Genomic DNA, 21371 nt, shown 5'->3' with positions numbered 1-21371 from the left:
GGGCTATCACCAGCGAGCTAGCACCCGTTAACGATGAGCTGCCTAATGCCGTGGAGGGTCTGGAAAATAGGGAAGCTTGCCACGATAGCGGGCGATGTCATCCAGGCGAGGTAGATCTGATGTAAACCAGCAGTTGTGCGACCTCTCCGTCATGATTACTCCGTATAAAAAATATCAAAAGAATGATACGTGCCGCAGTCTGAAGGTCAAGGAACTTGTGGCCTGGCGCTATAACCGCGCTCATGTTGGCGCCATGTTAAAGAGTGGCTATCCAGCGGTTATCTGTGGCATAAAGAGCGCAGCAATTTTAAAACGGCCGTATGAAAATGGCCCAAAGCCGGAGACCGCGTAATGACCGATACCCTGATTGACCGTCGCGACCTGTCGTTCCAACTTTACGAAGTACTGGGTATTGATGTGTTGGCCGAGCGCGAGCGTTTTGCTGACCACAGCCGCGATACCTTCGATGCCGTCATCGAGACCGCTGACAAAATGGCGCGGGAGACATTCGCCAATCACAATCGGGCCGCCGATCAGGACGAACCCCGGTTTGTGGATGGCAAGGTGATCATGCTGCCACAGGTAAAACAGGCGTTTGACGCCTATGCCCGCGCTGGTTTCATTGCCGGTCGTTACGATTACGAGCTTGGCGGCATGCAGCTGCCGGAAACGGTCATGGCGGCCTGTAACGGCTTTTTTACCGCGGCGAATCCCGGCACCGCGGGCTACCCGTTCCTGACCACCGCAGCGGCAAACCTGATTCGAGTGTTTGGCAATGAATCTCAGAAGAGCCTGTTTCTGCCGCCCATGCTCGATGGTCGATACGCCGGCACCATGGCCCTTACCGAACCCCATGCGGGTTCGTCGCTGGCAGACATTCGCACGTCGGCTACGCCTGACAACGCTGGTCATTACTTGATCAAGGGCGCGAAGATATACATCTCCGGTGGCGAGCAAAACATCACCGAGAATATCGTACATATGGTGCTGGCCAAGATAAAAGGTGCGCCGGCCGGTGTGAAGGGTATTTCACTTTTTATTGTGCCTAAACTCCGTTTGAACGAAACTGGCGGGTTGGGAGAACGTAACGGTGTGGCTTTGGCCGGCTTGATTCACAAGCTGGGCTACCGTGGAACCACCTCTACTGCCTTGAGTTTTGGTGACGACGCCGAATGCCACGGTTACCTGGTGGGCGAGCCCCATCAGGGATTGAAGTACATGTTCCAGATGATGAACGAGGCCCGTGTTGGCGTGGGCTGTGGCGCGGCGGTGATTGGTTACCGTGGTTATATGCACAGCCTGGCCTATGCCAAAGATCGTCTGCAGGGGCGCCGGGCAGCGGATAACAATCCGCAAAGTGAACAGGTGCCGATTATTGAGCACGCCGATGTCAGGCGCATGCTGCTGGCCCAAAAAGCCTACAGCGAAGGTGGATTGGCGCTGTGCCTTTATGGCGCCCGGCTGATGGACGACCAGAACACTCACCCGGAGCCGCAAAAACGCCAAGAAGCCGGGCAACTGCTGGATCTTCTGACCCCGGTGATTAAAGCCTGGCCGTCGGAATATGGCCCCAAAGCGAACGATCTGGCGATTCAGGTATACGGCGGTGCAGGTTACACCCGAGAATATCCGGTGGAGCAATGCTGGCGTGATAACCGGTTGAACCCGATCCACGAAGGCACCAATGGCATTCAGGCACTGGATCTGCTGGGCCGCAAAGTGTGGCAGAACCAAAGCCATGGCTTGCAGTTGCTGCTTCAGGCCATGCAGGCCGATCTGCAAGCCGCCACCAGCGCCCGCTGCGAGCCCTGGGCTCTGTCACTCAGCGAGACTCTGCAGCAGGCGGTAAAAGTGACCCAAAGCCTGGGTAAAACGCTGATGGCCGGTGAAACCGAGCAGACCCTGGCCAACGCCTCCTGCTATTTGCACCTGTTCGGTCACATCTGTGTGGCCTGGATGTGGCTGCGTCAGGCCAATGCTGCCGCGGTAGGGTTGAGCAATGCCAGCAACGATCGAGAACGCCATTTTTATGAGGGCAAGCTGCAGGCCGCACAATACTTTTTTCACTGGGAATTACCCACTGCTGCCCATGACCTGGTCCTGCTGCGAAACATGGACGATACCTGCTTGGCCATGAAAACCGAGTGGTTCTAGCACCTTGCCCGATTAACCAAAGGGTAACCCTTGTGTAATTGTGTTATTGCGGGGTCACAGCGTAATCTGAGCGCAGTTTCCAATTACGATCAGTGGAGAATTCTCATGAAAAAAGTAACAATTAGCGCATTGGCACTGGTGTTGACTTTGGGCCTGGCGGGTTGCAGTTCTGACGATGACGAGACGGTAGATATGGACGAGGCCGGCGATAACATTAGCAATATGGCCGATGACGCCGGCGATTCTGTTGAAGAAACCTATGAAGACGCTACCGGGCAGAACGATAGCGCCGGGGAAGAAATCAAAGACAACGTCGGAGATGCCGGTGAAGAAGTCGATGAAGCCGCAGAAGAAGCTGGGGATGACGTGGAAGATTCTATGGACGACGTGACCCAGTAAGCATCAGCACAGTTCGAAAAACCGGAGCCATGGCTCCGGTTTTTTTTGTTCTGCACATTTAGACTGGCTATTCGCTTCAGAAATGCCTGTTGCAGTCGTTAAGTGAGTGCACCTCAATTTTTACTAAAGTCACAAGGCCCGATGATAATTTTTCAGATAAGCTGTGGGTGCCATTGGCGAAAAACGGCAGATTGCGTGCTGCGTCCGACAAAAAACAAGGGTAACAACGGGGTGAACACATGGTGTTTTTAGACAAAGCAGCGAAAGGCTGGGGCCTGCTGGCAGTGCTGCTTACTTTGGCCGCTGGTGTTTTGGTTGCGTTCGTGACCGTGATCGATCTGGTTTCTATAATGATTGGGTTGGCCGCAGGCCTGGTGGTGGCCAGTGTTTTTGTTACTTTGCGGATTCTCGCTCCGGCACAGCGCAGCCTCATTCATCTCAGCCAGGGCCAGTTAGCGCCGGGTCACCCGCTTGCAAGTTTGTGCGCGCAGCTGCTCAGCGATGCGAGAGCAGGCCGCGCACTGCTGGAAAATCTTCGCCACAGCGCCAATACCAACGCCATTTCCGCGGCAGAAGTGTCTTATGCTGCCGATCAGCTGAAACTGCGGCTGGACCGCCAGGTGAAGGAAACCGCCAGGCTTGCCGAATTCGCCGGCGAGATTACTGGCGCCACTCAGGCATCGACTTTGCAGGCCAATGATGCATCGGCCCTTGCGCAGCAGGCCAGTTCGGCGAGCCAGGACGGCCGCCAAGCGCTGGTGCAGGTGATCGAGCGTATCCGTAATGTGCACCGCCAGTCTGATGAAAACTTGTTGCGCATTCAGCAGCTCAACGAAAAGTCTAATCGTATTCAGGGAGTCACGAGCACGATTCAGAGCATTGCTGAGCAAACCAATCTGTTGGCTTTGAACGCGGCCATTGAAGCGGCTCGCGCTGGCGAACAGGGGCGCGGGTTTGCGGTGGTTGCCGACGAGGTAAGACAGCTGGCGCGCCGCACGGCAGAGGCCACGGCCGATGTTGCGGGCACCCTGGGAGAAATTCGCGAAGACACCGCGCAGATTGTGACCGGCATAGAAGCCTTGACCGTCAGTATTGAGCAGGGTGTGGCGTCGGTGGAATCGGTGGGAACACAGCTGGACGGCATTCGCGAGCAGTCTGACCAGCTTCAGCAGCAGGTCGCGCAGATTGCCAGTATCGATCGCGATAACGAGCACAATCTGCAGCAGATATTCACAGTGATTGAAACGGTGCGCGATGACATCACCGAGAGCGATGTTAGTGTAGCTTCGCTGGCACAGCAGGCTACCCGCCTTATGGAAATTGCTGAAACCACGAACGCGGTGTTTGCGTTGAACAGCGAGACCAGTTACCACCGTCCGTTTTTCCAGCACGCCAGCGTTGGTGCAGCGCAGGTTGCCGATGTTTTTGAGCAAGCTCTACGCGACAATAAGCTCAACGCCGCGGCCCTGTTCGATCGCAATCGCCAGCCTTTGGCCAACACCAATCCGCCGAAATACACCTGCGGATATGACCGCTTTACTGATCAGGCCCTGCCCGTTATTCAGGAAGCCATAAAGGGCGCCAACGCACAGATTGTTTACGCTATTACCACGGCTCCGGATGGCTACGTGCCTACCCATAACCGCGAGTTCGCCCACGCGTCTACCGGCAACGCCGCCACCGATTTGGCCCGTAGCCGCAGTAAACGGTTGTTCAATGATCGCACGGGCATTCGCTGTGGCAGCCATACCCAGGAAATGCTGCTGCAAACCTACCGCCGCGACACGGGTGAAATCATGCACGACCTGTCAGTACCTATTTACATTGATGGCAAGCATTGGGGTGGGTTTCGTATTGGTTACCACCCTCAAAGCAATCCAAAGGGCTAGCAAAGCTTTTTAAACATCAGCGCAGCCGGTGCTTGACGCTCAGCGGTTATCGTCGCCGGTCACCTCGTTCAGGCCCATGGCGCTGAACGCGCCGGCCAGGCCCATAAGCCCCAGCACCAGAATAACCGCAATATTCGAAAAGGTTGAGATCAGCGCCGTCAGGGCCCCGGTTGCCAGCAGTAAAACACCGATAACGGTATTGCTGACCGCGGTGTAATCTGTGCGCTTGTTGCCCCCCGCCATGTCCACCAGATAGGTTTTTCTGCCAAGCCTCACGCCGGCGTGGGCGATGCTGAGCACAAAAAAGGCACTTGGATAGAACCACACACCGCCCATAGATTCCCCCATTACCAGAGCCGTACCTGCAACGCCAAGGCACACTATACTGGCCATGAGTGCGCCGCGAATCATGACCTTGCGGCTAGACGTATCGGCAGCCCAGCCCCAAAAACTGGCACTCAATGAACTGGCCAGGCTGCTGGCCAACAAGAAAACCCCCAATGCCCAGCCGGATTCGGTTTGTTGTTGAGCCAATACCACGAAATACGGTGCGGCCAGGGCAGAGCACAGCAGCAGAGCGCGGGTGATCACAAAGTGGCGGAATGGCTTATCGGTTTTTAGCAGCGACAGGCTGGAAATGGCATCGTGGATGGCGTTGCCGCCACCGCCGGTTTCACCGGGGTACTCGTCGACGCCGGCAAACAGCGCGCCGGCAATCAGCCACAAAGCGGCAGCCAGCAACAGCAGCAGACTGTAAAATGCCATGCTTGGATCGCCCCGATCCCAGAACAATAGGACGGTAAGGGCAACGGTGGCCGTGCCGCCGATGGTGGAAGCCAGGCCAGACAAGCGGCCGCGACGGGTTTTTGGAATGCACTTGCCCTGAACGTCCTTCATTGACACCGAGCAGAAACCGCGAGACAGAGAGAACAGGATGAGCGCGGCGATCAGGCCGTAGCCGGCGCTGTAACCGTCCAGAAACCAGACGCTGGCGGCCATGGCGGCCACGCTCAGGGCCTGGCCCAGGCTGCCCAGAGTCCAGAACCATTTGCGCACCGGTTTACGCCGCACCCAGGCGGCTATCACCATTTGCGGAACCATAGAACCGGATTCACGGATGGGTACCAGCCAGGCCACCAGGGCAGGGGCGCCAACCGCGCTCATCAACCAGGCCAGCACCGTTTTTGGACTGATCAGTAAATCACCGAGTTTAGTGAGAACGTTTGCCACCAGAATCAGGAAAAAGTTGCGCGGTACTTCGCGGCAGGCTGATTCGGGAATGTCTTTGCAGACCCGTGCGTCTTCTTCGTTGGCGATCAGCCCGTAAAGTCGGTCTAGAGGTGTTTTGGACGTTGGCACACCGGCATTCCCTGTGAAAAGTGAGTGCCAAGCATACCAGTCGCTGTGGATGGGCTAAACCAGATGGTTGTCCCAGTGCAGGGGGAGAGTCGCCAGTTCCTGTGCTGGCGCGCCTGTGCCCATGCGGATCAGCTTGCCCTGGCCGGTGGTGCGGTCTACCAGCATCAGCGCGGGTGCCATGGACTCGAGATTCATCTTGATGCGATCGTAATCCGGGTGGGTTTTTATGCCACCCAGAGCGACAACCAGGGTTTGGCCATCCGGGTGCAGATGCAGTTCGTGTGGGCCTATGCCTTCCAGGTCGAGCGTGTCGACACGTTCATAACCGGCGTGGGCGTCATACACCGCAATAATGCCGTCGCCGCGCTGGTAGCGGCTGGCTGTTGTGTACAAATAGCGACCATCGGGGGAGAACACGCCATGGCCGTAAAAGTGCTCGCCGTCGTTAGCTTTTATGTGTGCCAGGCGCTCGCCATTGCGGCTGTCAAACACGTGAAACCACCAGCCGGGTCGGCGCTCGAAAATCAGTACCTGGGCATTATGCGGGCGAAAACAGCCCCCGTGGCAGCGGGCCTCAACGGGGGTTTGCCAGCGTGGTGTGCTGTCGTTGTTCAAGCTTTGCACGGCAAAGCGGCCATCGCTGAGTTTGCTGGCGCCCACGTACTCGCGGCTTTTCAGTGAGTCAGCTTTTGCCGGTAACAGCGAGCAACCAGTCAGGCTCCAGCCGTTTGCGCCCATGGCGCCAGCAACGGCCGCCAGGAAATGTCTGCGACTTAAACTCATAATGGTTCAGTCGCCATCACTGGAGTTAAAACCACGAATCACCCCAAGGCTGGTGGCGGCTTCGCCGTTGACCAGCGTTGTCAGCTGCGACAAGTCAACATATAGACCCTGAAGGCTGCGGAAGGCGTTGTCGTCTTCCAGCAATGGCGCAAGCGCAAGGTCCATCGCCGGAAAGTGCTCCTGCACTTCGCCAAACTGCTTGTGGATGCGTTCCGCCAGATCGCTATCGCCCTGGTTGGTTAACAGCTTTTCAAGACCGGGCAGGAAGTATTGTTGCAAGCCGTCAACGCTGGCGCCAATGCTGGCCAGACTGCTGCCACTGCGCCAGGCGTCAGCCGCATAAGCAGAGCGTTTGCCATTACCGCGTAATCCCATGGGGGTGGCCAGACGGCGCTCTTCGGCCACTTCCAGCGCGGTCATGGCGGCGCGAATGGTGGCGTGGGTGTAGTTGTCGGTGGCCAGATAGTGGGGTTTGAACTCGCTCCAGTCTGCGACCAACTGTTGGCTGTTATCGACCACATGGGTGGCCACCTGAACCAGCAGTTGGCAGCTTGCTTTGACTGGTAAAGCCTGATAACCGCGGCCGATAGCCTGATGCCAGCCTGCGCGCGTCTGCTGTTCCACAGCCGTTCCGGATTCCGCAGAAGCAGCCAGTGCAAGGCCTGGCAGTGCCAGTGTCGGCATTAACAGGGCAATTGCGGCGGTGCGGAAATAGCGGGTCAATCGCAACATAAAACGTCCTTACAGTGAGTTCAGAAATTCAATCAGTGCCTGGCGCTGCTGTTCTGCCATCTGGCGATAACGGTCGCTGACCGGTTGCGCTTCGCCACCGTGCCAGAGAATAGCTTCTTCCAGGGTGCGAGCCCGACCATCGTGTAAAAACCCGGCCAGCGGGTTCACCTGTTGAGCCAGGCCAACACCCCAGAGAGGAGACGTGCGCCATTCGTTACCGTCGGCCAGAAACTCGTCGCGACCGTCTGCCAGCGCCGGCCCCATGTCGTGCAGCAACAGATCGCTGTAAGGCCATATGGTCTGGCTGCTCAGGTCAGGGCGTTGTGGATCAACACCGGTGACGTGGGTGGGTGTGTGGCAAGCCGCACAACCGGTTTCGTTGAACAGCCGGGCGCCTTGCTGAACGACGCCGCTGTCCATATCGCGGCGGGCCGGAACCGCCAGGCTTTTGGAGTAAAAAGTCACAAAGTCGGCAATTTTGTCCGTCACTTCCGGTTCGCCGCCATTGGCCCAGTCGGCGCAGTTCTGGCTTGGGGTGCAGTCGGTGGTGGTTTTCAGTGATGAGGTAAGGCCCATATCACCGGCAAAGGCGCCCATGCTCTGCTGGTGCACATCGGGTTCCGCGGCTTTCCAGCCAAAGCGCCCGGCGACAGTCTGGCCACTGGCGATGTCCCACACCTGGTTAACCTTTCCGCTGATGCCGTCGCTGTTGGCGTCATCCGGGTCGGCTAGGGCTGCCACCGTTTCGGCGGGAATGGCTTCCAGCAGCCCCATGCCAATCATTGGGGGTGCTACTCGCGGTGAAATCAACAGGTCGTCTCCCAAAGGCCCATAGTTAGCATTCTCTATGGTGTACACAGGCTCGCGTAATTCTACCTCAGTACCGTCAGCAAGCACGTCAACGCGTTTTGCCCAGCTCAAAACCATGTCGGCTTCGGGCTTGGCGCCGGGCAGGGCAGAGGTTTGCAGCTGCGCTCCGTAGACCGGGTGGGGCTTGAAACCGTTGGTGCGCAAAATGTCGGCGTCTTCAATAGGGTCGTGGGGCACGGCCAGGCGCAGAAACAAAGAGACCGAGGGTGTATCAACCGCCGGCGGGTGGCCGCGGCCGTCTTTCAAGTGGCAACCCTGGCAGGTGTTAGTGTTGAACAGCGGGCCAAGGCCGTCACGAGCCTGGGTGCTGGCAGGCGCTTCTACCCAGGGGTTGCGGAAAAAACTGTTCCCAACGCTGAAATCGAGCCGCTTGGTCATCGACAGGTTGCCCTGGGGCAGGGAAAACGCGTTGGTATCGGACTGGTTTACGGTGCCGGCGCCACCGGTCATCGGGGTGGTTTGCAGCGCATAGCCGGCGTGTTCGCTAGAACTGTCGGCGCTGGCTTTAGTGGCGATTTGAGCGCCGGCGAACAGGGAAGCACTGGCAAATGCCAGCGCTCCGGTTAGTAAAATTGTTTTCATTTTGCCTCAGAATGCGTGGCCGGCGTCGTCTGGTGACAGGGCTTCAATACCCAGTTCGCGGGCGGCCTGTTCAATAGAACCGGTTTGAACAACCAATGCCATGATAGCGTCGTTAACAATTTTCGCGCCTTCATCGTTACCTGGTGCAATCATCATATCGAACGCCATAGGGGCCTGTGAGGATTCGGCTTTGGCTTTCATCAGGGCCAGCTCCTGCATGGTTTCGTCCAGCTGTTTGTTCAGTTCGGCATTCAGCTGCGGGTTGGTTTGCTCGACCAAATCAGCCAATGACGGGCCGGTGACCACAGAGTTGTTTACCCGGCGATAGGTTCCTGTGTAAACGTTTTGAATGCCCTGGCCGTTGTAGTAGTGCGAATTATGGGTGTTGTCACTGAAGCAGTCGTGTTCGTCCTCAAAGGAGTTGGCTTCTAATGCAACTTTCAAGCGTTCACCTGCCAGTTCGCCCAGTGACAGGGAGCCCATGCCAAACAGCATTTTTTGCACGCCTTCGCCCGCATCGGCAGACGTCAGTTGAGCGCGGTAGTTGTCGGAGGAACCCTCGGCCCACTGCGCGGTCATCCATTCCAGATCGTCAACCAGCAGCTCGGTCACGGCGTCGAGGTATTGGCCACGGCGATCGCAGTTGCCGTTGGTGCACTCTTTACCTTGCTGGTAGTCGCTGACTGGCCGCTCGCCATTACCGGCGTCAAAGCCATTCAGATCCTGGCCCCACAACAAAAACTCGATGGCGTGGTAGCCAGAGGCAACGTTGGCTTCGGAACCGCCGATTTCGTTCAGGTCGGCCAGCAATTCAGCCGTCAGAGTGCTTACGTCCAGCTGTTCGCCACCCACGTTAATACTGGTGCTGGCGATAATATTGGCGGTTGCGCCAGCGTTGCCCAGCTCGTACTGGTAACCGTCAGATTGGACGTAGTCGATCATGCCTTCGTCCAGCGGCCAAGCATTTACCTGGCCTTCCCAGTCGTCAACCAACGTGTTGCCAAAACGGAAGACTTCGCTTTGCTGGTAAGGAACGCGTGCTGCGTACCAGGCTTCTTTAGCGGCATTCAGGTTGGCTTCGGTGGGGTTGGTAATCAGGCGGTCAGTTGCGGCGTTCAGAGCCCGTGCGGTTATCAACGCATCTTCAAAGGTGGCGTGAGCAACGTCTGCGTAGTGGGTTACCACTGCACTGTTATTAATGTTCTTGCCAATATTCTGGTCAGCGGGCTGGTTTTTGGCAACGGCACCGTTGGTGCCGCAGCCGGCGACAAGTAACACAGAAACGGCAATCGCCAGCGGCGCCGGGCGGGATAGAAAGGGCATAATCAACTCCGAAAATAAGTTATTTTTAATGATACGAGTTCGCGTTTGCATTTTGAGGCGCAACAAGACGCTTGCGCAAATTGTAGTTGATCTCTATCAAAAATAAAAATGAGAATGATTTGCAATAACTATTCGTGCTGTTACATTGACGTCAAGAGAGCGTTTGGTGCGCCTCTTGTGCGCCCTCGTCAATTAAACACCGTGGAGAATGGGATCATGAGCAACTCAGTTATCCAGCTTGCAGGAACGCCCGCCAGCATTTTTACAGCCTGGCAAAACATTAAAAAAAGTTCCTCTGCATCGTCAGGAACGGCTGACTCTGCTGGACCACAGCGCAGTAATGAGCGCCGGAAAACTGGCAATAGCACACTGGAAAAGTGGTTGCTGATACGTCCTGATATACCAGGGTGACTGTGGTGGGCGTTGTTCAGCTGTGATGCGCTTGCACACACCAGTCGTGGTCGGGCTTAATGGCTCCCATTAACCGGGAGCCCGTTTATGCTGAGTTATCTCCATGCCTTTCATGCAGGCAATTTCGCCGATGTACACAAGCACGCGGCGCTGGTGCTGGCACTGAATATGATGCAAGCAAAAGCGTCGGGAATAGCCTGTATCGACACCCACGCAGGCAGTGCGCTTTACGATCTTGATGATGAGCGGGCCCGCAAAACCGCCGAAGCTGATGCGGGTATCCGCAAACTCTGGCCCCAGCTGGACAGCCTGGCGGCAGCCGATTGGCAGCTGTTGCGGCCGTTTTTACAGCAACTAAACTCCGGCGCGAACCTGCACCAATATCCTGGGTCGCCTGCATGGTTTGGGCATTTTTTACGCGCGCAAGACAACCTGGGTGTGTTCGAACTGCACCCGTCAGAAACCAGCAGTTTGAGCCAATGGGCTTCTGGTAAACGATTAAGAGTAACCCATCAGGACGGTATGGCGGGACTGCTGAAAGTGCTTCCACCCCGTCAGCCGCGCTTGCTCGTGCTTATTGACCCGTCTTACGAAGTAAAAACCGATTATAACGCCGTAGCCGAAACACTCAGCCGTGCGTGGCAAAAATGCCGCCACGGGGTGTTTTTGGTGTGGTATCCCATCTTGACCTCTGGTCTTGAGCAGACTTTGCTGGATGGCCTCAGGGCCGACCCGATTCGCAAAATCCTGCGTAGTGAAGTGCGACTGCATACGCCACCGGAGCGCGGCATGGTGGGTTCCGGAATGCTGGTCATCAATCCACCCTGGGGTATGGATGAACGGCTGTCGGCGATGATGAGCGATCTGGAGCCGACCGCGCGGCTGGGCCTGGGCCAACAGATGGACTGGCTGGTTGCCGAATAGCATCGTGGTGCTGCGCTTTCGAGCTATGTTGTAAGTTATTACGTCTTTAACAATTATTAATGTATTGGAGCGCGAGTGGCCAAGCACAAGCCGGAGCAGGGAGGTGGCGATAACGGTAATGGCAGCAGCGGTAACGACAATCCGGTGCTACCGGGCGGGTTGATCCCGATAGAACAATGGACGCGGGCGGAAGCATCTGTCCGGCGTACTCTGATGGGAGGCTTAACGCACTGGGTGGATCAGCTCGGGGCCACTATTTCCCGGCGAGAAGAGCCGTTCGAAAGCCTGGACAGCATACTCGAACTGAGCGATGAGCAACTGCACAGGATAGCGCCGGGGCCCGATCGTAAAGAACACGCCCAAGCGGTCGTTGATGCAATTCGAACGCTGCGTGAGCGGGGCCAGCAGCAACCCTTGGATAAACCCTGGGTGATCAGCGAGTTGGCCGCTTTCTGGTGCCGCCACAGGAGTGGTTTGGCCCTGGGTTTTGCGTTCAAAGATTACGCCAATAGTCTGATTGCCGGCATTGTCACCCTTTACGAAATGCCTTACCGGCCTGGTGACTGGATCGAAATTAACGGCCAATACGGCGAAGTGCGCGCCATTGGCACCCGCGCGGCCGAACTGTTAACGCCAGACGACACGGTGATTGTGGTGCCTCACAGCAAACTGTGGGACTCGCTGATTGCCAATGGCAATGACGGCACCAATCACCTTATGTGCGTTGCCGAGTTTCACCTGCAGCCCCACCATGATATGGCGAGGGCGATGACGCTGCTGCGCACCGTCGCATTCACCCACCCGCTCACCAAAACCTGGAAACCGGTATTGGTTGTGGTGTCTAACAAGCCTTGGGGTATGGTTTACAGGCTGAAAGCCTATCCTGTAGAGCCGAGCGCCAAGTTTCGCTTTATCAGTGAACTGACAGCCACTGGCGCGCAAGTTATGGCTGCCGAGGGTATCGGTTTTGTATCTGCACTGATGACAGGAAACTGAGCCAGGCAAGTCGCTCGGGCGTCAGAGAATTAGGGCATCAAGGCGTCAATTCGGTTGCGAATACTCGGTTCGCTATTGTAGGCGATTGCGATGGCGTTATAGGTGTCAATATCCATATTCTGACTTTCAATAATCTTTGCCATTCGAGCATTCACTTCTTCGCCCAGTCTTTTGACATCGGCTTCAGACTCGGCGCCGTCAATGCGGTCTTTGTAATCATTCTGTAAATTGCCAATCTGTTGCTGCGCATTCACGAACCTATGTAACTGCGCATCGTTGTAAAACGCCGTGTGTGTTCCGGCCGCTGCCGGCTCGCTGAAACTTTCAGTAATCTTCTCAATCGCCGGAGTCTGCTGAGCCAAGGCGCTGGCAGCGCTTAGCAGGCTAACAAGCGCTGTGGTGGTGAGAACGCTTTGAACTCGTTTGTTCATGGCGATAGCCTCCAGTAATGGCACAGAATCAGGCTTAAGGCTGGCACAAGGCGATATTGTTAGCAAATTAACGACCTGTATAAGGCCGGTAAGGATGGGTATACTGCGATGCCTATAGTACGGCATCAAAGCCGCGGTGAGAGTTTAAACTATGACCAATCAAAAACAGGCCATGATGTACGGCCTCGCCACGGTATTACTGTGGTCCACCGTGGCCACCGCGTTCAAGTTGGCACTGGCGGATTTGTCCCCGCTGCAGCTGTTGTTAATTGCCTGTGTGGCCTCTATTTTGGTGATGGGCACCATTCTGGTGGTTCAGGGCCGCTGGCGCTTGGTGTTCCAGCTTCGCCGCGGGCAGTATGCGCAGTCATTTATGATGGGTCTGATTAACCCGTGCCTGTACTATTTCCTTCTGTTTGGCGCCTTTGACCGCCTGCCGGCTCAGGAAGCCCAGCCCATCAATTATACCTGGGCGCTGGTGTTGGCTTACCTGTCTGTTCCGTTTCTAGGCCAGCGCCTGCGCGGGCGCGACATCGCGGCCGGGCTGGTGTGTTACGCCGGCGTATTTGTGATTGCCACCCGTGGCGCGGTAACCGACCTGAGCTTTTCAGATCCGCTGGGAGTGGCCTTTGCCGTTGGCAGTACGTTGGTATGGGCCAGCTATTGGATTATTGCCACCCGCGATACCCGTGATCCGGTGGTGGGTTTGTTCCTGAATTTTCTATTTGGTTTGCCGGTAATTGTTGCAGCGGCTGTAGCCACCGACAGCCTGCATTTTTCGCTGACGGGTTCACTGTTGGCGGCCGGTTATGTTGGCGTGTTTGAAATGGGCATTGCGTTCGTGCTGTGGTCCTACGCCATGAAAAAAGCCGAAAACACGGCGAAAGTCAGCAATCTTATTTTTATATCGCCGTTTTTATCGTTGGTGTTTATCTGGTTTATTTTGGGTGAGCGAATTTTGCCGTCTACTTACGTAGGGCTGGTACTGATTATGGCCGGCTTGTGGTTGCAGCAGAAAAAAGCCGAGCCGCAACAGGAAGTCGCCGCAGGAGTCGTGAGCGGTGACGGCTGAGTGGTCGGTTTACTTGGTGCGAACTGCCGCTGGCGCCTTGTACACCGGTGTGTCTATCGATGTGGAACGGCGTTTTGCTGAGCATCAAGGCGGCGCCAGAGGTGCCCGCAGCCTTCGCGGCAAGGGCCCGCTGGTTCTGGCGTTTCAGAGCTGTGTGGGTGGCCGCGGCCAGGCCATGCAGCTGGAGTGGAAAATCAAACGCTGGCCCAAAAACCGTAAAGAGGCGCTGTGCAATGGCCAGCTTACGCTGGACGACTGGCTTCGCGACCAGTAAGGTTTCGAGAGCTTAAAGGCGCAGAACGTGACGCCCTCAACGAATGTTTCTTAATTACCACAGGTGTTTAGCCCCTCGTGTACTGGAAAACAGATACTATAAAAATACCCGACTGGGACCGTAATTCGTTGCTGGACAGGCTGGAAGCGTTCGAACCGGAAAACGATAGAGAGCTGAGCCGTGAAATGGTGGCTTACTGTCATTTTTATGGGCTGGACCTTTGGGTAGAGCATTCGCAGGTGGCATATCATCAAGGCTATGTGAATTCCGGCAAGCATCAGGTCATGGTGCACTATTACCGCACCACAGCGGCAACACACTGCCGTGGAACGGTGTTTGTCATGCACGGCTACTTTGACCACGTCGGGCTTTACACCCAGCTGATAGACCGCTGCCTGGGAGAAGGCTTCGATGTGCTGGCGTATGACCAACCAGGCCACGGGCTTTCCAGCGGTACGCCGGCGGCCATCGGCAGCTTTTTGGAGTACCAGCAGGTGCTCAGCGATGTGACGGAGAAGGTGCGACAGAAAATTCGCGGGCCCTGGTATGCCGTGGGGCAGAGCACGGGCGGCGCCATATTGATTGACTATCTGTTGTCGAATCATCATACCCGGGACACATCAGAGTTTCGCAAAGTGGTTTTACTGGCGCCGCTGATACGCCCTGCCGGCTGGGTCAAGGCCCGCGTGTTGCACACGGTGCTTAAGCCGTTTGTCAGCCGTTGGCGGCGGGTATTCAGTGCCAACAGCGGCAACTCGGAGTTTTTGAAATTTCTACGTAAGGCTGACCCTTTGCAGGCACGTGCTATTCACGTTGACTGGGTTTCGGCCTTGCGCCAGTGGGTGCCTCATATTGAGTCGGCGCGTCCGGTTGAGTTTGATATAACCGTCGTCCAGGGTGAAAAAGACCTGACCGTAGATTGGCCTCATAATTTGCGGATTATTCGTAACAAGTTTGCCCGGGTCCATGAAGTCAAGTTGCCGCGCGGCCGGCACCATCTGGTCAACGAGGCCCACGATTTGCAGGCAACTGTGTTTAAAACCATTATCGATACATTCACGACAGACGTGTGAACACGCTGTCGCAGACCCACGGAAATAAGGAACACGCTGTGAAAAAAACCACACTTGCGGTAACGCTGGCCAGCCTGACGCTTGGCGGCTGTATGACATACGACCCGTACACCGGCGAACAGAAAACATCGAATGCTACCAAGGGTAGCGTGATTGGCGCACTTGGCGGCGCCGCTATCGGTGTGGCTACCTCCAGCAAAAGTGATCGCGGCAAAGGTGCGTTGATTGGCGCTGCCGCTGGCGGCGCTCTGGGTGGCGGTGTCGGTGTGTATATGGATCGTCAGGAAGCGCAGTTGCGCCAACAGCTTGAGGGTACCGGGGTGCGCGTGGTGCGTAACGGCGACCAAATCGAGCTGATTATGCCAGGCAACATTACCTTTGACCTGAATCAGACCAGTATTCGCTCGCAGTTTGCCGGAACTCTGGAATCCGTTGCCGCTGTGTTGAACAAGTTTGATCAAACCGTTATTCAGATTGAGGGGCACACCGACAGCCAGGGCGCAGACAGCTACAATCAGCTGTTGAGTGAGCGTCGGGCGTCGTCGGTTCGTGACTTTTTGCTGAATCAGGGCATTGAGTCCAGGCGTACCCGCGCGATGGGTTACGGAGAGCGTTCCCCGGTGGCGTCTAACGACACCGAGTCCGGCCGTGAACAGAACCGTCGCGTTGAACTAACGCTGGTGCCTATGGGCTAATGCCGTTGCCCGCGCGCTAACGCGGCAGAGTCAAGTTCAGATCCCGGATAAGAGTCATCGTGCCAGCGCCTTGGCCAGCCAATCGGCCAGGCGCTGGGCCCGCGGTGACACCGTATCACCGGGAAGCCGCAGGCACAGTGTATCGCGGGTTTCTATAAAGCCCCAAGGCGCCAGCAGGCGCCCGCTGCGCAGGTCTTCCTCCACCAGATATTGCGGCGCTATTGCCACGCCCAGCCCTACCAATGCTGCCTCTAGCATGTAATTTAAATGTTCGAACGATTGCCGTATCGGCAAACTCTGCGTATCTAATTGCTGATGCTTACACCATTGTGGCCAGGCTTGCGGCCGTGACAGGGTTTCCAGTAGCGGCAACTCCAGCAGGGCGCTCGCCGGCATGTCTGGGTTGGCAGGGGCCAGACTGGGGGCCATCACCGGTCCGATTCGTTCAGGGCCCAGAACAATCAGGTTTTGCCCCGCGGGCGTAGGTGCTGAGGTAAAGCCCAGAGCTGCGTCTACCCCTGCGGGCAGATGCAGCTCTTCGTCGGTGGTGGTCAGGTGAATGTCCAGATCGGGGCAGTCCTGGCGCAACCGGCCCAGGCGCGGAATAAACCAGCGCGCCAGAAAGCTACCCGAGCAGCTCAACACCAGGGGCGCATCACGGGCCTCTCGCCGCAGGCGCTCGCAAACCTGTTCCAGCTGTGAGAAAACCGAATCCGTGGTAGCGAACAGCTGGTGGCCTGCGACGGTTAAGGCAATGCCGCGGCCCTGGCGCTCGAATAACGCTATGCCGAGTTGTTGTTCAAGCTGACCAATTTGTCGGCTAACAGCACCGTGAGTCACGTTAAGCGCTTCAGCGGCACGGCTCATGCTTAGCAGGCGTGCCGCAGCATTAAAGGCGCGCAGCGCATTCAGCGACGGTAAAGGCAGGTTGGCATGTTCCATAAATTGGTTACTTTTTCTCACAGGTTGGTGCAATTTTATCGATTTCCCCCTGTGTTGTCCTGCTTTACACTGACTATCAATTAGAAATCGAATCAGCGCAACGGAGTAAATCCCATGAGCACAGCAACCACGCTACGACAGGGCCCGGATATCAACGGCTTTTTTGGTCATTTTGGTGGCCGTTTTGTGGCCGAGACCCTGATGCCGCTCATTCTTGAGCTGCAAAAAGAATACGCAAGTGCACGCAACTCAAAAGACTTTATTGATGAGATGGACGGGCTGCGCCGTGACTTTGTTGGCCGCAAGAGCCCCCTGTATCTGGCTGAACGGTTAACCGAACAGCTCGGCGGTGCGAAAGTGTACCTGAAGCGCGAAGACCTTCTGCATACCGGTGCTCACAAGATCAATAATTGCCTGGGCCAGATTTTGCTGGCCAAACGCATGGGTAAAACCCGCATCATCGCGGAAACCGGGGCGGGCATGCACGGTGTGGCAACTGCCACCGTAGCGGCGCGCTTTGGTATGGAGTGCGTGGTGTACATGGGCAGCGTCGACATTCACCGTCAGCAGCCCAACGTGCAGCGCATGCGTTTGCTGGGAGCCAAGGTAATTCCGGTCACCAGCGGTGCAGGCACTCTTAAGGATGCCATGAACGAAGCCCTGCGTGACTGGGTTACCAACGTGGTTGATACTTTTTACATCATTGGCACAGTAGCAGGTCCGCATCCCTATCCGGCCATGGTGCGTGATTTCCAATCGATTATTGGTGAAGAAACCCGCGAGCAGATTCTCGAGCGCGAAGGGCGCCTGCCCGACACGCTGGTAGCCTGTGTGGGTGGCGGCTCAAACGCCATGGGCCTGTTCCACCCGTTCCTGGACGATGACAGCGTAGCCATGGTGGGTGTTGAAGCTGCCGGTGAAGGCCTGGACAAGCGCCACGCGGCCAGCCTGAAAGGCGGCACCCCTGGCATATTGCACGGCAACCGTACCTTCCTGCTGCAATCCGCTGACGGGCAGATTCAGGACGCCCATTCGATTTCGGCGGGCCTGGATTACCCGGGCATTGGCCCTGAACACGCCTGGTTAAATGATATTGGCCGGGTCAGCTACGCCGCCATTACCGATGACGAAGCTCTGGAAGCCTTCCACACTCTGTGTCGCATCGAAGGTATTATTCCGGCGCTGGAAACAGCCCATGCTATTGCCTACGTGATGAAAGTGGCCCCGACATTGCCGCAGGATCATTTGATTGTTATCAACCTGAGCGGCCGCGGTGATAAAGACATGTCTACTGTCCTTGCCGCCATGGACGCCAGTGCGGAAAACGCTGAGAAAGACGCTGGAAAAGACGTTAAAGGGAAAGCCTGATATGAGCGCAAGTCGTATTGATCGTTGTTTTGAAGCCTTGCGCCAGCAAGACCGTGCTGCCCTGGTTACGTTTGTAACCGCAGGCTATCCGGACTATCAGCACAGCGCGGAGATTTTAAAAGGGTTGCCTGAAGCCGGTGCCGATATTATCGAACTGGGAATGCCGTTCACCGACCCTATGGCCGATGGTGCGCCCATTCAACTTGCGAGCCAGCGGGCTTTGGCCGGTGGTCACAACACCATCAAAACCCTGCAGATGGTGCGTGAATTTCGCGAGCATAATCAGGACACACCGATTGTACTGATGGGCTATTACAACCCAATTTACTGCTACGGTGTAGAGCGTTTTCTGGACGATGCCGCAGCATCCGGTGTAGACGGCATGATCGTGGTGGATTTGCCGCCAGAGCATGACAACGAACTGTGCGTGCCGGCCCGCGAAGTCGGTATTCACTTTATTCGCCTGGCAACGCCCACCACCGATGCCGCCCGGCTGCCCGGTGTACTGGTAAATACCTCCGGCTTTTTGTACTACGTTTCCAGCACCGGTGTTACTGGCTCTGCGGCACCCACCGCTGAAAAAGTGGAAAAAGAACTGGCGCGGATTCGAGAGCATACAAACTTGCCGGTGGCCGTGGGGTTCGGTATTCGTACCGCACCCCAAGCTGAGCGCATTGCGCGTTTTGCGGATGCCGTAGTGGTGGGTTCGGCTCTGGTGGAGTGCGTGGCGAACGCTGCAACCGAAGCCGCAGGTCGTGATGACGTTCTGGCTTTAACGCGGGAGTTGTCAGAAGCGGTTAGAGCCGCAAGGGTAAAATCTAGCGTTTGCTAAGAGCCGTTTTCAATAAATTAAGGTTGTTAAAAGCTTGTGCGAGTTGAATCTTGGGCAGGCCTTTTTGATTGGCAATATTATGAGGCGGCGTTGAATCTTGAAAATAAATCTTCCGAATAAAGATTTGTTCATGATCCAAAAGCGGCTCCCAGCGTAGTTAATTACCGTAATGTAGGTTTTATATCGTTATCAAGGTTGGTCGTCGGCCCAAAGGGCTTCTAAAGCCCGCAGATGGCTAATTTCAAAGTACAACAATCTAGAGGGTTAGGGGCATGCTAGAGCTCGAAAGTCTATCGATTGGTCAATATGGCTTCATCGGAAATGTTTTCTCTTTTGGTCTGGCCGTCATGGCATCGGCCACGCTGTTCTTGTGGCTGATGAGGTCATCGGTTGCGCCGGCCTATCAAATGGCTATCACGATCAGCGGTTTGGTAACGGCTATAGCGGCCTACCATTATCTTCAAATCATGCTGTCTTGGGACGGGGCAGCGACGGTGACTACTGGGGAAATCGTGGCAACGGGAGAAGGCTTTAACCGTGCATACCGGTATGTCGACTGGCTGTTAACAGTGCCGCTGTTGTTGGTTGAGCTGATTTTGGTGATGAAGCTCAGCAATAGTGAGACTGTGAGCCGGTCTGTTAAACTCGGCGGCGCAGCCGCGCTAATGGTTATTCTTGGCTATCCGGGCGAAGTGTCGGATCAAGTCGGAACCCGGGCGATTTTCTGGATTCTAGCGATGATTCCGTTCCTGTACATCGTGCGTGAGTTGGTTGTCGGTCTCAAAGAATCGATCTCGCAGCAGCCGGATGAAGTCAAAGGCCTGATCAACGCAGCTGCCATTCTGGTCGTTGCTTCCTGGGCGTTCTACCCGATCGTCTATTTGCTGCCACTGGTGGGCGTGACAGGCGGTGCAGCGATTGTGGCTGTGGAAACCGGTTACACCATTGCTGACATTGTTGCGAAAGCTGTCTTCGGATTGTTGATCTTTACGATTGCTGTGCGTAAGAGCAGGGCAGATGAACGCGAACATTCGGAAGTACCCGCAGAAACAGCCACGCAAGCAGAGCAGAAGGCTCCGGTGAAAAAAGTCGCTTGAAAACAGTCGTAAAATCTGTCGGAACTTGACTGCTGATTGTTAGCCATTGCGATAAAGCCGGCACGGACCAAGTCCGTGCCGGTTCCGCTTTCTCTCTTCTGGATCAAGCGGGCTCAATAAGCAGCTTTCAGTAATCATCCCCGCGTAGGGAGAATAACAATGACTGTTTCCGTCTTAGGCGCCGAAGTACCTTTGAAAAAAAACATCAGTGCTAACGTTGCTGCGGTCCCATCAGCCGATAAGGCCGATTACGCGCGAGCGTTAGACCAGGTTAGTTCATTGATGCTCGATGCCTTGCAAGGTGTAATGGAAGGGCCAGCAAACAACGCCAGCCAATACCAGATCAGTACCAGAGGGAGTTTGTTGAGAGCCCGTCTGGCGCTGGCCAGTTGCAGAAGTTTTGAATGTTCCCAAGAATATGCGGTGGTTGCGGCGGCATGCTGCGAACTCATCCACAACGCGTCTTTAGTACACGATGACCTCCTCGACGGCGATCAGCTTCGAAGAGGGCAGCCGACAGTGTGGAAAAGACACGGCAGAGGTGTCGCTTTGTGCGCCGGCGATTTGCTTCTTTGTTCGGCTTTCGCCGTGGCCTCTGGTTTGGAGGATGCCCAGCAATCCCGTCTTTTGACGCAATATTTAGCGGCTATGACCGGTCGGGTTATTGTCGGGCAAAGCATTGAGATTGCACCGGTAAAACCCGGTGTTCAGCCCCGGTTTAGAGCCTATATTAAAGCCGCGCAGGCCAAAACTGTCCCACTGATCCAGCTTCCGCTGATGACAGGTGCGATAGCGGCGAAGTCTGAGCTGTCGGTTCTGGACTCTATAAAGCGGTTCGCAGAGGCAGTTGGTCTGGCCTATCAGATCATCGACGACCTGGACGATCTGGCGGAGCCAATGGCTGATCTGAAAAGCAAGGTAAAATCGCTTCATCCTTTCCATGCCTGGCACCACCATCGTGGCAGACTTAATGACAGTCCGGAACTTAGAGTTCAAAGGGCGACTCGCCACGCGTTGGCTGCATTGTGGCGTGGCCGACGCCAGCTTAAGTGTCTTGAAACACAGATGGCTACGCCGATTACGCCCACACTAGGCCCTTTACTCATGAAATTGGAATGCAGAGCACAAGCACATCGTTATTCCTTTGGATCGAATGGGGAGTGAT

20 protein-coding genes are annotated in these 21371 nt (G+C 55.9%); 13 read left to right on the top strand and 7 right to left on the bottom strand.

Annotation, left to right across the window (positions count from 1 at the left end):
- Window positions 1-351 precede the first annotated feature (351 nt).
- From ATI45_RS09860 to ATI45_RS09850, 3 genes are all read left to right on the top strand, one after another.
- Window positions 352-2154 carry an acyl-CoA dehydrogenase gene (locus ATI45_RS09860; RefSeq protein WP_098419348.1) on the top strand — a complete coding sequence of 601 codons (1803 nt, stop codon included), beginning with the start codon at window positions 352-354 and terminating at the stop codon, window positions 2152-2154.
- Window positions 2155-2259: 105 nt separating this feature from the next.
- On the top strand, window positions 2260-2553 hold the full coding sequence (locus ATI45_RS09855; RefSeq protein WP_098419347.1) for a hypothetical protein: 294 nt from the start codon (window positions 2260-2262) through the stop codon (window positions 2551-2553).
- A gap of 239 nt (window positions 2554-2792) precedes the next feature.
- Window positions 2793-4442: a methyl-accepting chemotaxis protein gene (locus ATI45_RS09850; protein WP_098419346.1), complete on the top strand. Its 1650-nt coding sequence runs from the start codon at window positions 2793-2795 to the stop codon at window positions 4440-4442.
- Window positions 4443-4481: 39 nt separating this feature from the next.
- Here ATI45_RS09850 and ATI45_RS09845 read toward each other — a convergent pair whose 3' ends face one another.
- The 5 genes from ATI45_RS09845 to ATI45_RS09825 are packed head-to-tail and all read right to left on the bottom strand — an operon-like array spanning window position 4482 to window position 10091.
- The gene (locus ATI45_RS09845; protein ID WP_098419345.1) at window positions 4482-5801 is read right to left on the bottom strand and encodes an MFS transporter; all 1320 of its coding nucleotides are present in this window, start codon (window positions 5799-5801) and stop codon (window positions 4482-4484) included.
- Window positions 5802-5855: 54 nt separating this feature from the next.
- Complete coding sequence (locus tag ATI45_RS09840) at window positions 5856-6584, bottom strand: DUF1513 domain-containing protein (RefSeq protein ID WP_098419344.1); 729 nt, start codon at window positions 6582-6584, stop codon at window positions 5856-5858.
- A 6-nt stretch (window positions 6585-6590) separates the two neighbouring features.
- Window positions 6591-7316 (bottom strand): imelysin family protein, encoded by a 726-nt coding sequence (locus tag ATI45_RS09835; protein WP_098419343.1) that lies wholly within the window; start codon window positions 7314-7316, stop codon window positions 6591-6593.
- A 9-nt stretch (window positions 7317-7325) separates the two neighbouring features.
- Complete coding sequence (locus ATI45_RS09830) at window positions 7326-8768, bottom strand: di-heme oxidoredictase family protein (RefSeq protein ID WP_098419342.1); 1443 nt, start codon at window positions 8766-8768, stop codon at window positions 7326-7328.
- Between the two features lie 6 nt (window positions 8769-8774).
- Window positions 8775-10091: an imelysin family protein gene (locus tag ATI45_RS09825; protein ID WP_098419341.1), complete on the bottom strand. Its 1317-nt coding sequence runs from the start codon at window positions 10089-10091 to the stop codon at window positions 8775-8777.
- Between the two features lie 498 nt (window positions 10092-10589).
- On the opposite strand from ATI45_RS09825, the gene ATI45_RS09820 reads away from it, so the two are divergent.
- The gene (locus tag ATI45_RS09820) at window positions 10590-11426 is read left to right on the top strand and encodes a 23S rRNA (adenine(2030)-N(6))-methyltransferase RlmJ (protein ID WP_098419340.1); all 837 of its coding nucleotides are present in this window, start codon (window positions 10590-10592) and stop codon (window positions 11424-11426) included.
- 75 nt (window positions 11427-11501) lie between these two features.
- Window positions 11502-12422 carry a mechanosensitive ion channel family protein gene (locus tag ATI45_RS09815; RefSeq protein ID WP_228735961.1) on the top strand — a complete coding sequence of 307 codons (921 nt, stop codon included), beginning with the start codon at window positions 11502-11504 and terminating at the stop codon, window positions 12420-12422.
- 29 nt (window positions 12423-12451) lie between these two features.
- Here ATI45_RS09815 and ATI45_RS09810 read toward each other — a convergent pair whose 3' ends face one another.
- Window positions 12452-12853: a DUF4168 domain-containing protein gene (locus ATI45_RS09810; protein ID WP_098419339.1), complete on the bottom strand. Its 402-nt coding sequence runs from the start codon at window positions 12851-12853 to the stop codon at window positions 12452-12454.
- A gap of 151 nt (window positions 12854-13004) precedes the next feature.
- Here ATI45_RS09810 and ATI45_RS09805 point away from each other — a divergent pair, with 151 nt between their 5' ends.
- The 4 genes from ATI45_RS09805 to ATI45_RS09790 all read left to right on the top strand — a co-directional run bounded on the left by ATI45_RS09805 (window position 13005) and on the right by ATI45_RS09790 (window position 15967).
- Complete coding sequence (locus tag ATI45_RS09805) at window positions 13005-13925, top strand: DMT family transporter (RefSeq protein WP_098419338.1); 921 nt, start codon at window positions 13005-13007, stop codon at window positions 13923-13925.
- Window positions 13915-14199: a GIY-YIG nuclease family protein gene (locus ATI45_RS09800; protein WP_098419337.1), complete on the top strand. Its 285-nt coding sequence runs from the start codon at window positions 13915-13917 to the stop codon at window positions 14197-14199. Before ATI45_RS09805 ends, ATI45_RS09800 begins: the two co-directional genes overlap by 11 nt.
- 77 nt (window positions 14200-14276) lie before the next feature.
- The gene (locus ATI45_RS09795; protein WP_098419336.1) at window positions 14277-15272 is read left to right on the top strand and encodes an alpha/beta hydrolase; all 996 of its coding nucleotides are present in this window, start codon (window positions 14277-14279) and stop codon (window positions 15270-15272) included.
- A gap of 38 nt (window positions 15273-15310) precedes the next feature.
- Entirely contained in the window at window positions 15311-15967 is a 657-nt protein-coding gene (locus ATI45_RS09790; RefSeq protein WP_098419335.1) for an OmpA family protein, read from the top strand.
- Window positions 15968-16021: 54 nt separating this feature from the next.
- Here the strand turns inward: ATI45_RS09790 and ATI45_RS09785 are convergent, their stop codons facing one another.
- The gene (locus tag ATI45_RS09785; RefSeq protein WP_098419334.1) at window positions 16022-16909 is read right to left on the bottom strand and encodes a LysR family transcriptional regulator; all 888 of its coding nucleotides are present in this window, start codon (window positions 16907-16909) and stop codon (window positions 16022-16024) included.
- Between the two features lie 114 nt (window positions 16910-17023).
- Between ATI45_RS09785 and trpB the strand changes: the two genes are divergently transcribed.
- From trpB to ATI45_RS09765, 4 genes are all read left to right on the top strand, one after another.
- Entirely contained in the window at window positions 17024-18277 is a 1254-nt protein-coding gene (gene trpB, locus ATI45_RS09780; RefSeq protein ID WP_098419333.1) for a tryptophan synthase subunit beta, read from the top strand.
- A gap of 1 nt (window position 18278) precedes the next feature.
- The gene (gene trpA / locus ATI45_RS09775) at window positions 18279-19109 is read left to right on the top strand and encodes a tryptophan synthase subunit alpha (protein ID WP_098419332.1); all 831 of its coding nucleotides are present in this window, start codon (window positions 18279-18281) and stop codon (window positions 19107-19109) included.
- A 272-nt stretch (window positions 19110-19381) separates the two neighbouring features.
- Window positions 19382-20206, top strand: a complete 825-nt coding sequence (locus ATI45_RS09770) for a bacteriorhodopsin-like (protein WP_098419331.1) — start codon at window positions 19382-19384, stop codon at window positions 20204-20206.
- Window positions 20207-20365: 159 nt separating this feature from the next.
- Window positions 20366-21370 (top strand): polyprenyl synthetase family protein, encoded by a 1005-nt coding sequence (locus ATI45_RS09765; RefSeq protein ID WP_098419330.1) that lies wholly within the window; start codon window positions 20366-20368, stop codon window positions 21368-21370.
- The last annotated feature ends 1 nt before the right edge of the window (window position 21371 follow it).

Origin of the sequence: Marinobacter sp. LV10MA510-1 (assembly GCF_002563885.1) — a bacterium.
In the GTDB taxonomy this organism is placed as follows: domain Bacteria; phylum Pseudomonadota; class Gammaproteobacteria; order Pseudomonadales; family Oleiphilaceae; genus Marinobacter.
The sequence above is the reverse complement of the archived record's forward strand: the minus strand, read 5'-3'. Positions and strand labels throughout refer to the sequence as shown.

Coding starts and splice junctions, on each gene's coding strand:
- ATI45_RS09840 (WP_098419344.1), bottom strand. CDS start 6,584: ATGAGTTTAAGTCGCAGACATTTCCTGGCGGCCGTTGCTGGCGCCATG.
- ATI45_RS09830 (WP_098419342.1), bottom strand. CDS start 8,768: ATGAAAACAATTTTACTAACCGGAGCGCTGGCATTTGCCAGTGCTTCC.
- ATI45_RS09810 (WP_098419339.1), bottom strand. CDS start 12,853: ATGAACAAACGAGTTCAAAGCGTTCTCACCACCACAGCGCTTGTTAGC.
- ATI45_RS09765 (WP_098419330.1), top strand. CDS start 20,366: ATGACTGTTTCCGTCTTAGGCGCCGAAGTACCTTTGAAAAAAAACATC.
- ATI45_RS09805 (WP_098419338.1), top strand. CDS start 13,005: ATGACCAATCAAAAACAGGCCATGATGTACGGCCTCGCCACGGTATTA.
- ATI45_RS09850 (WP_098419346.1), top strand. CDS start 2,793: ATGGTGTTTTTAGACAAAGCAGCGAAAGGCTGGGGCCTGCTGGCAGTG.
- ATI45_RS09820 (WP_098419340.1), top strand. CDS start 10,590: ATGCTGAGTTATCTCCATGCCTTTCATGCAGGCAATTTCGCCGATGTA.
- ATI45_RS09785 (WP_098419334.1), bottom strand. CDS start 16,909: ATGGAACATGCCAACCTGCCTTTACCGTCGCTGAATGCGCTGCGCGCC.
- ATI45_RS09860 (WP_098419348.1), top strand. CDS start 352: ATGACCGATACCCTGATTGACCGTCGCGACCTGTCGTTCCAACTTTAC.
- trpA (WP_098419332.1), top strand. CDS start 18,279: ATGAGCGCAAGTCGTATTGATCGTTGTTTTGAAGCCTTGCGCCAGCAA.
- trpB (WP_098419333.1), top strand. CDS start 17,024: ATGAGCACAGCAACCACGCTACGACAGGGCCCGGATATCAACGGCTTT.
- ATI45_RS09825 (WP_098419341.1), bottom strand. CDS start 10,091: ATGCCCTTTCTATCCCGCCCGGCGCCGCTGGCGATTGCCGTTTCTGTG.
- ATI45_RS09770 (WP_098419331.1), top strand. CDS start 19,382: ATGCTAGAGCTCGAAAGTCTATCGATTGGTCAATATGGCTTCATCGGA.
- ATI45_RS09835 (WP_098419343.1), bottom strand. CDS start 7,316: ATGTTGCGATTGACCCGCTATTTCCGCACCGCCGCAATTGCCCTGTTA.
- ATI45_RS09855 (WP_098419347.1), top strand. CDS start 2,260: ATGAAAAAAGTAACAATTAGCGCATTGGCACTGGTGTTGACTTTGGGC.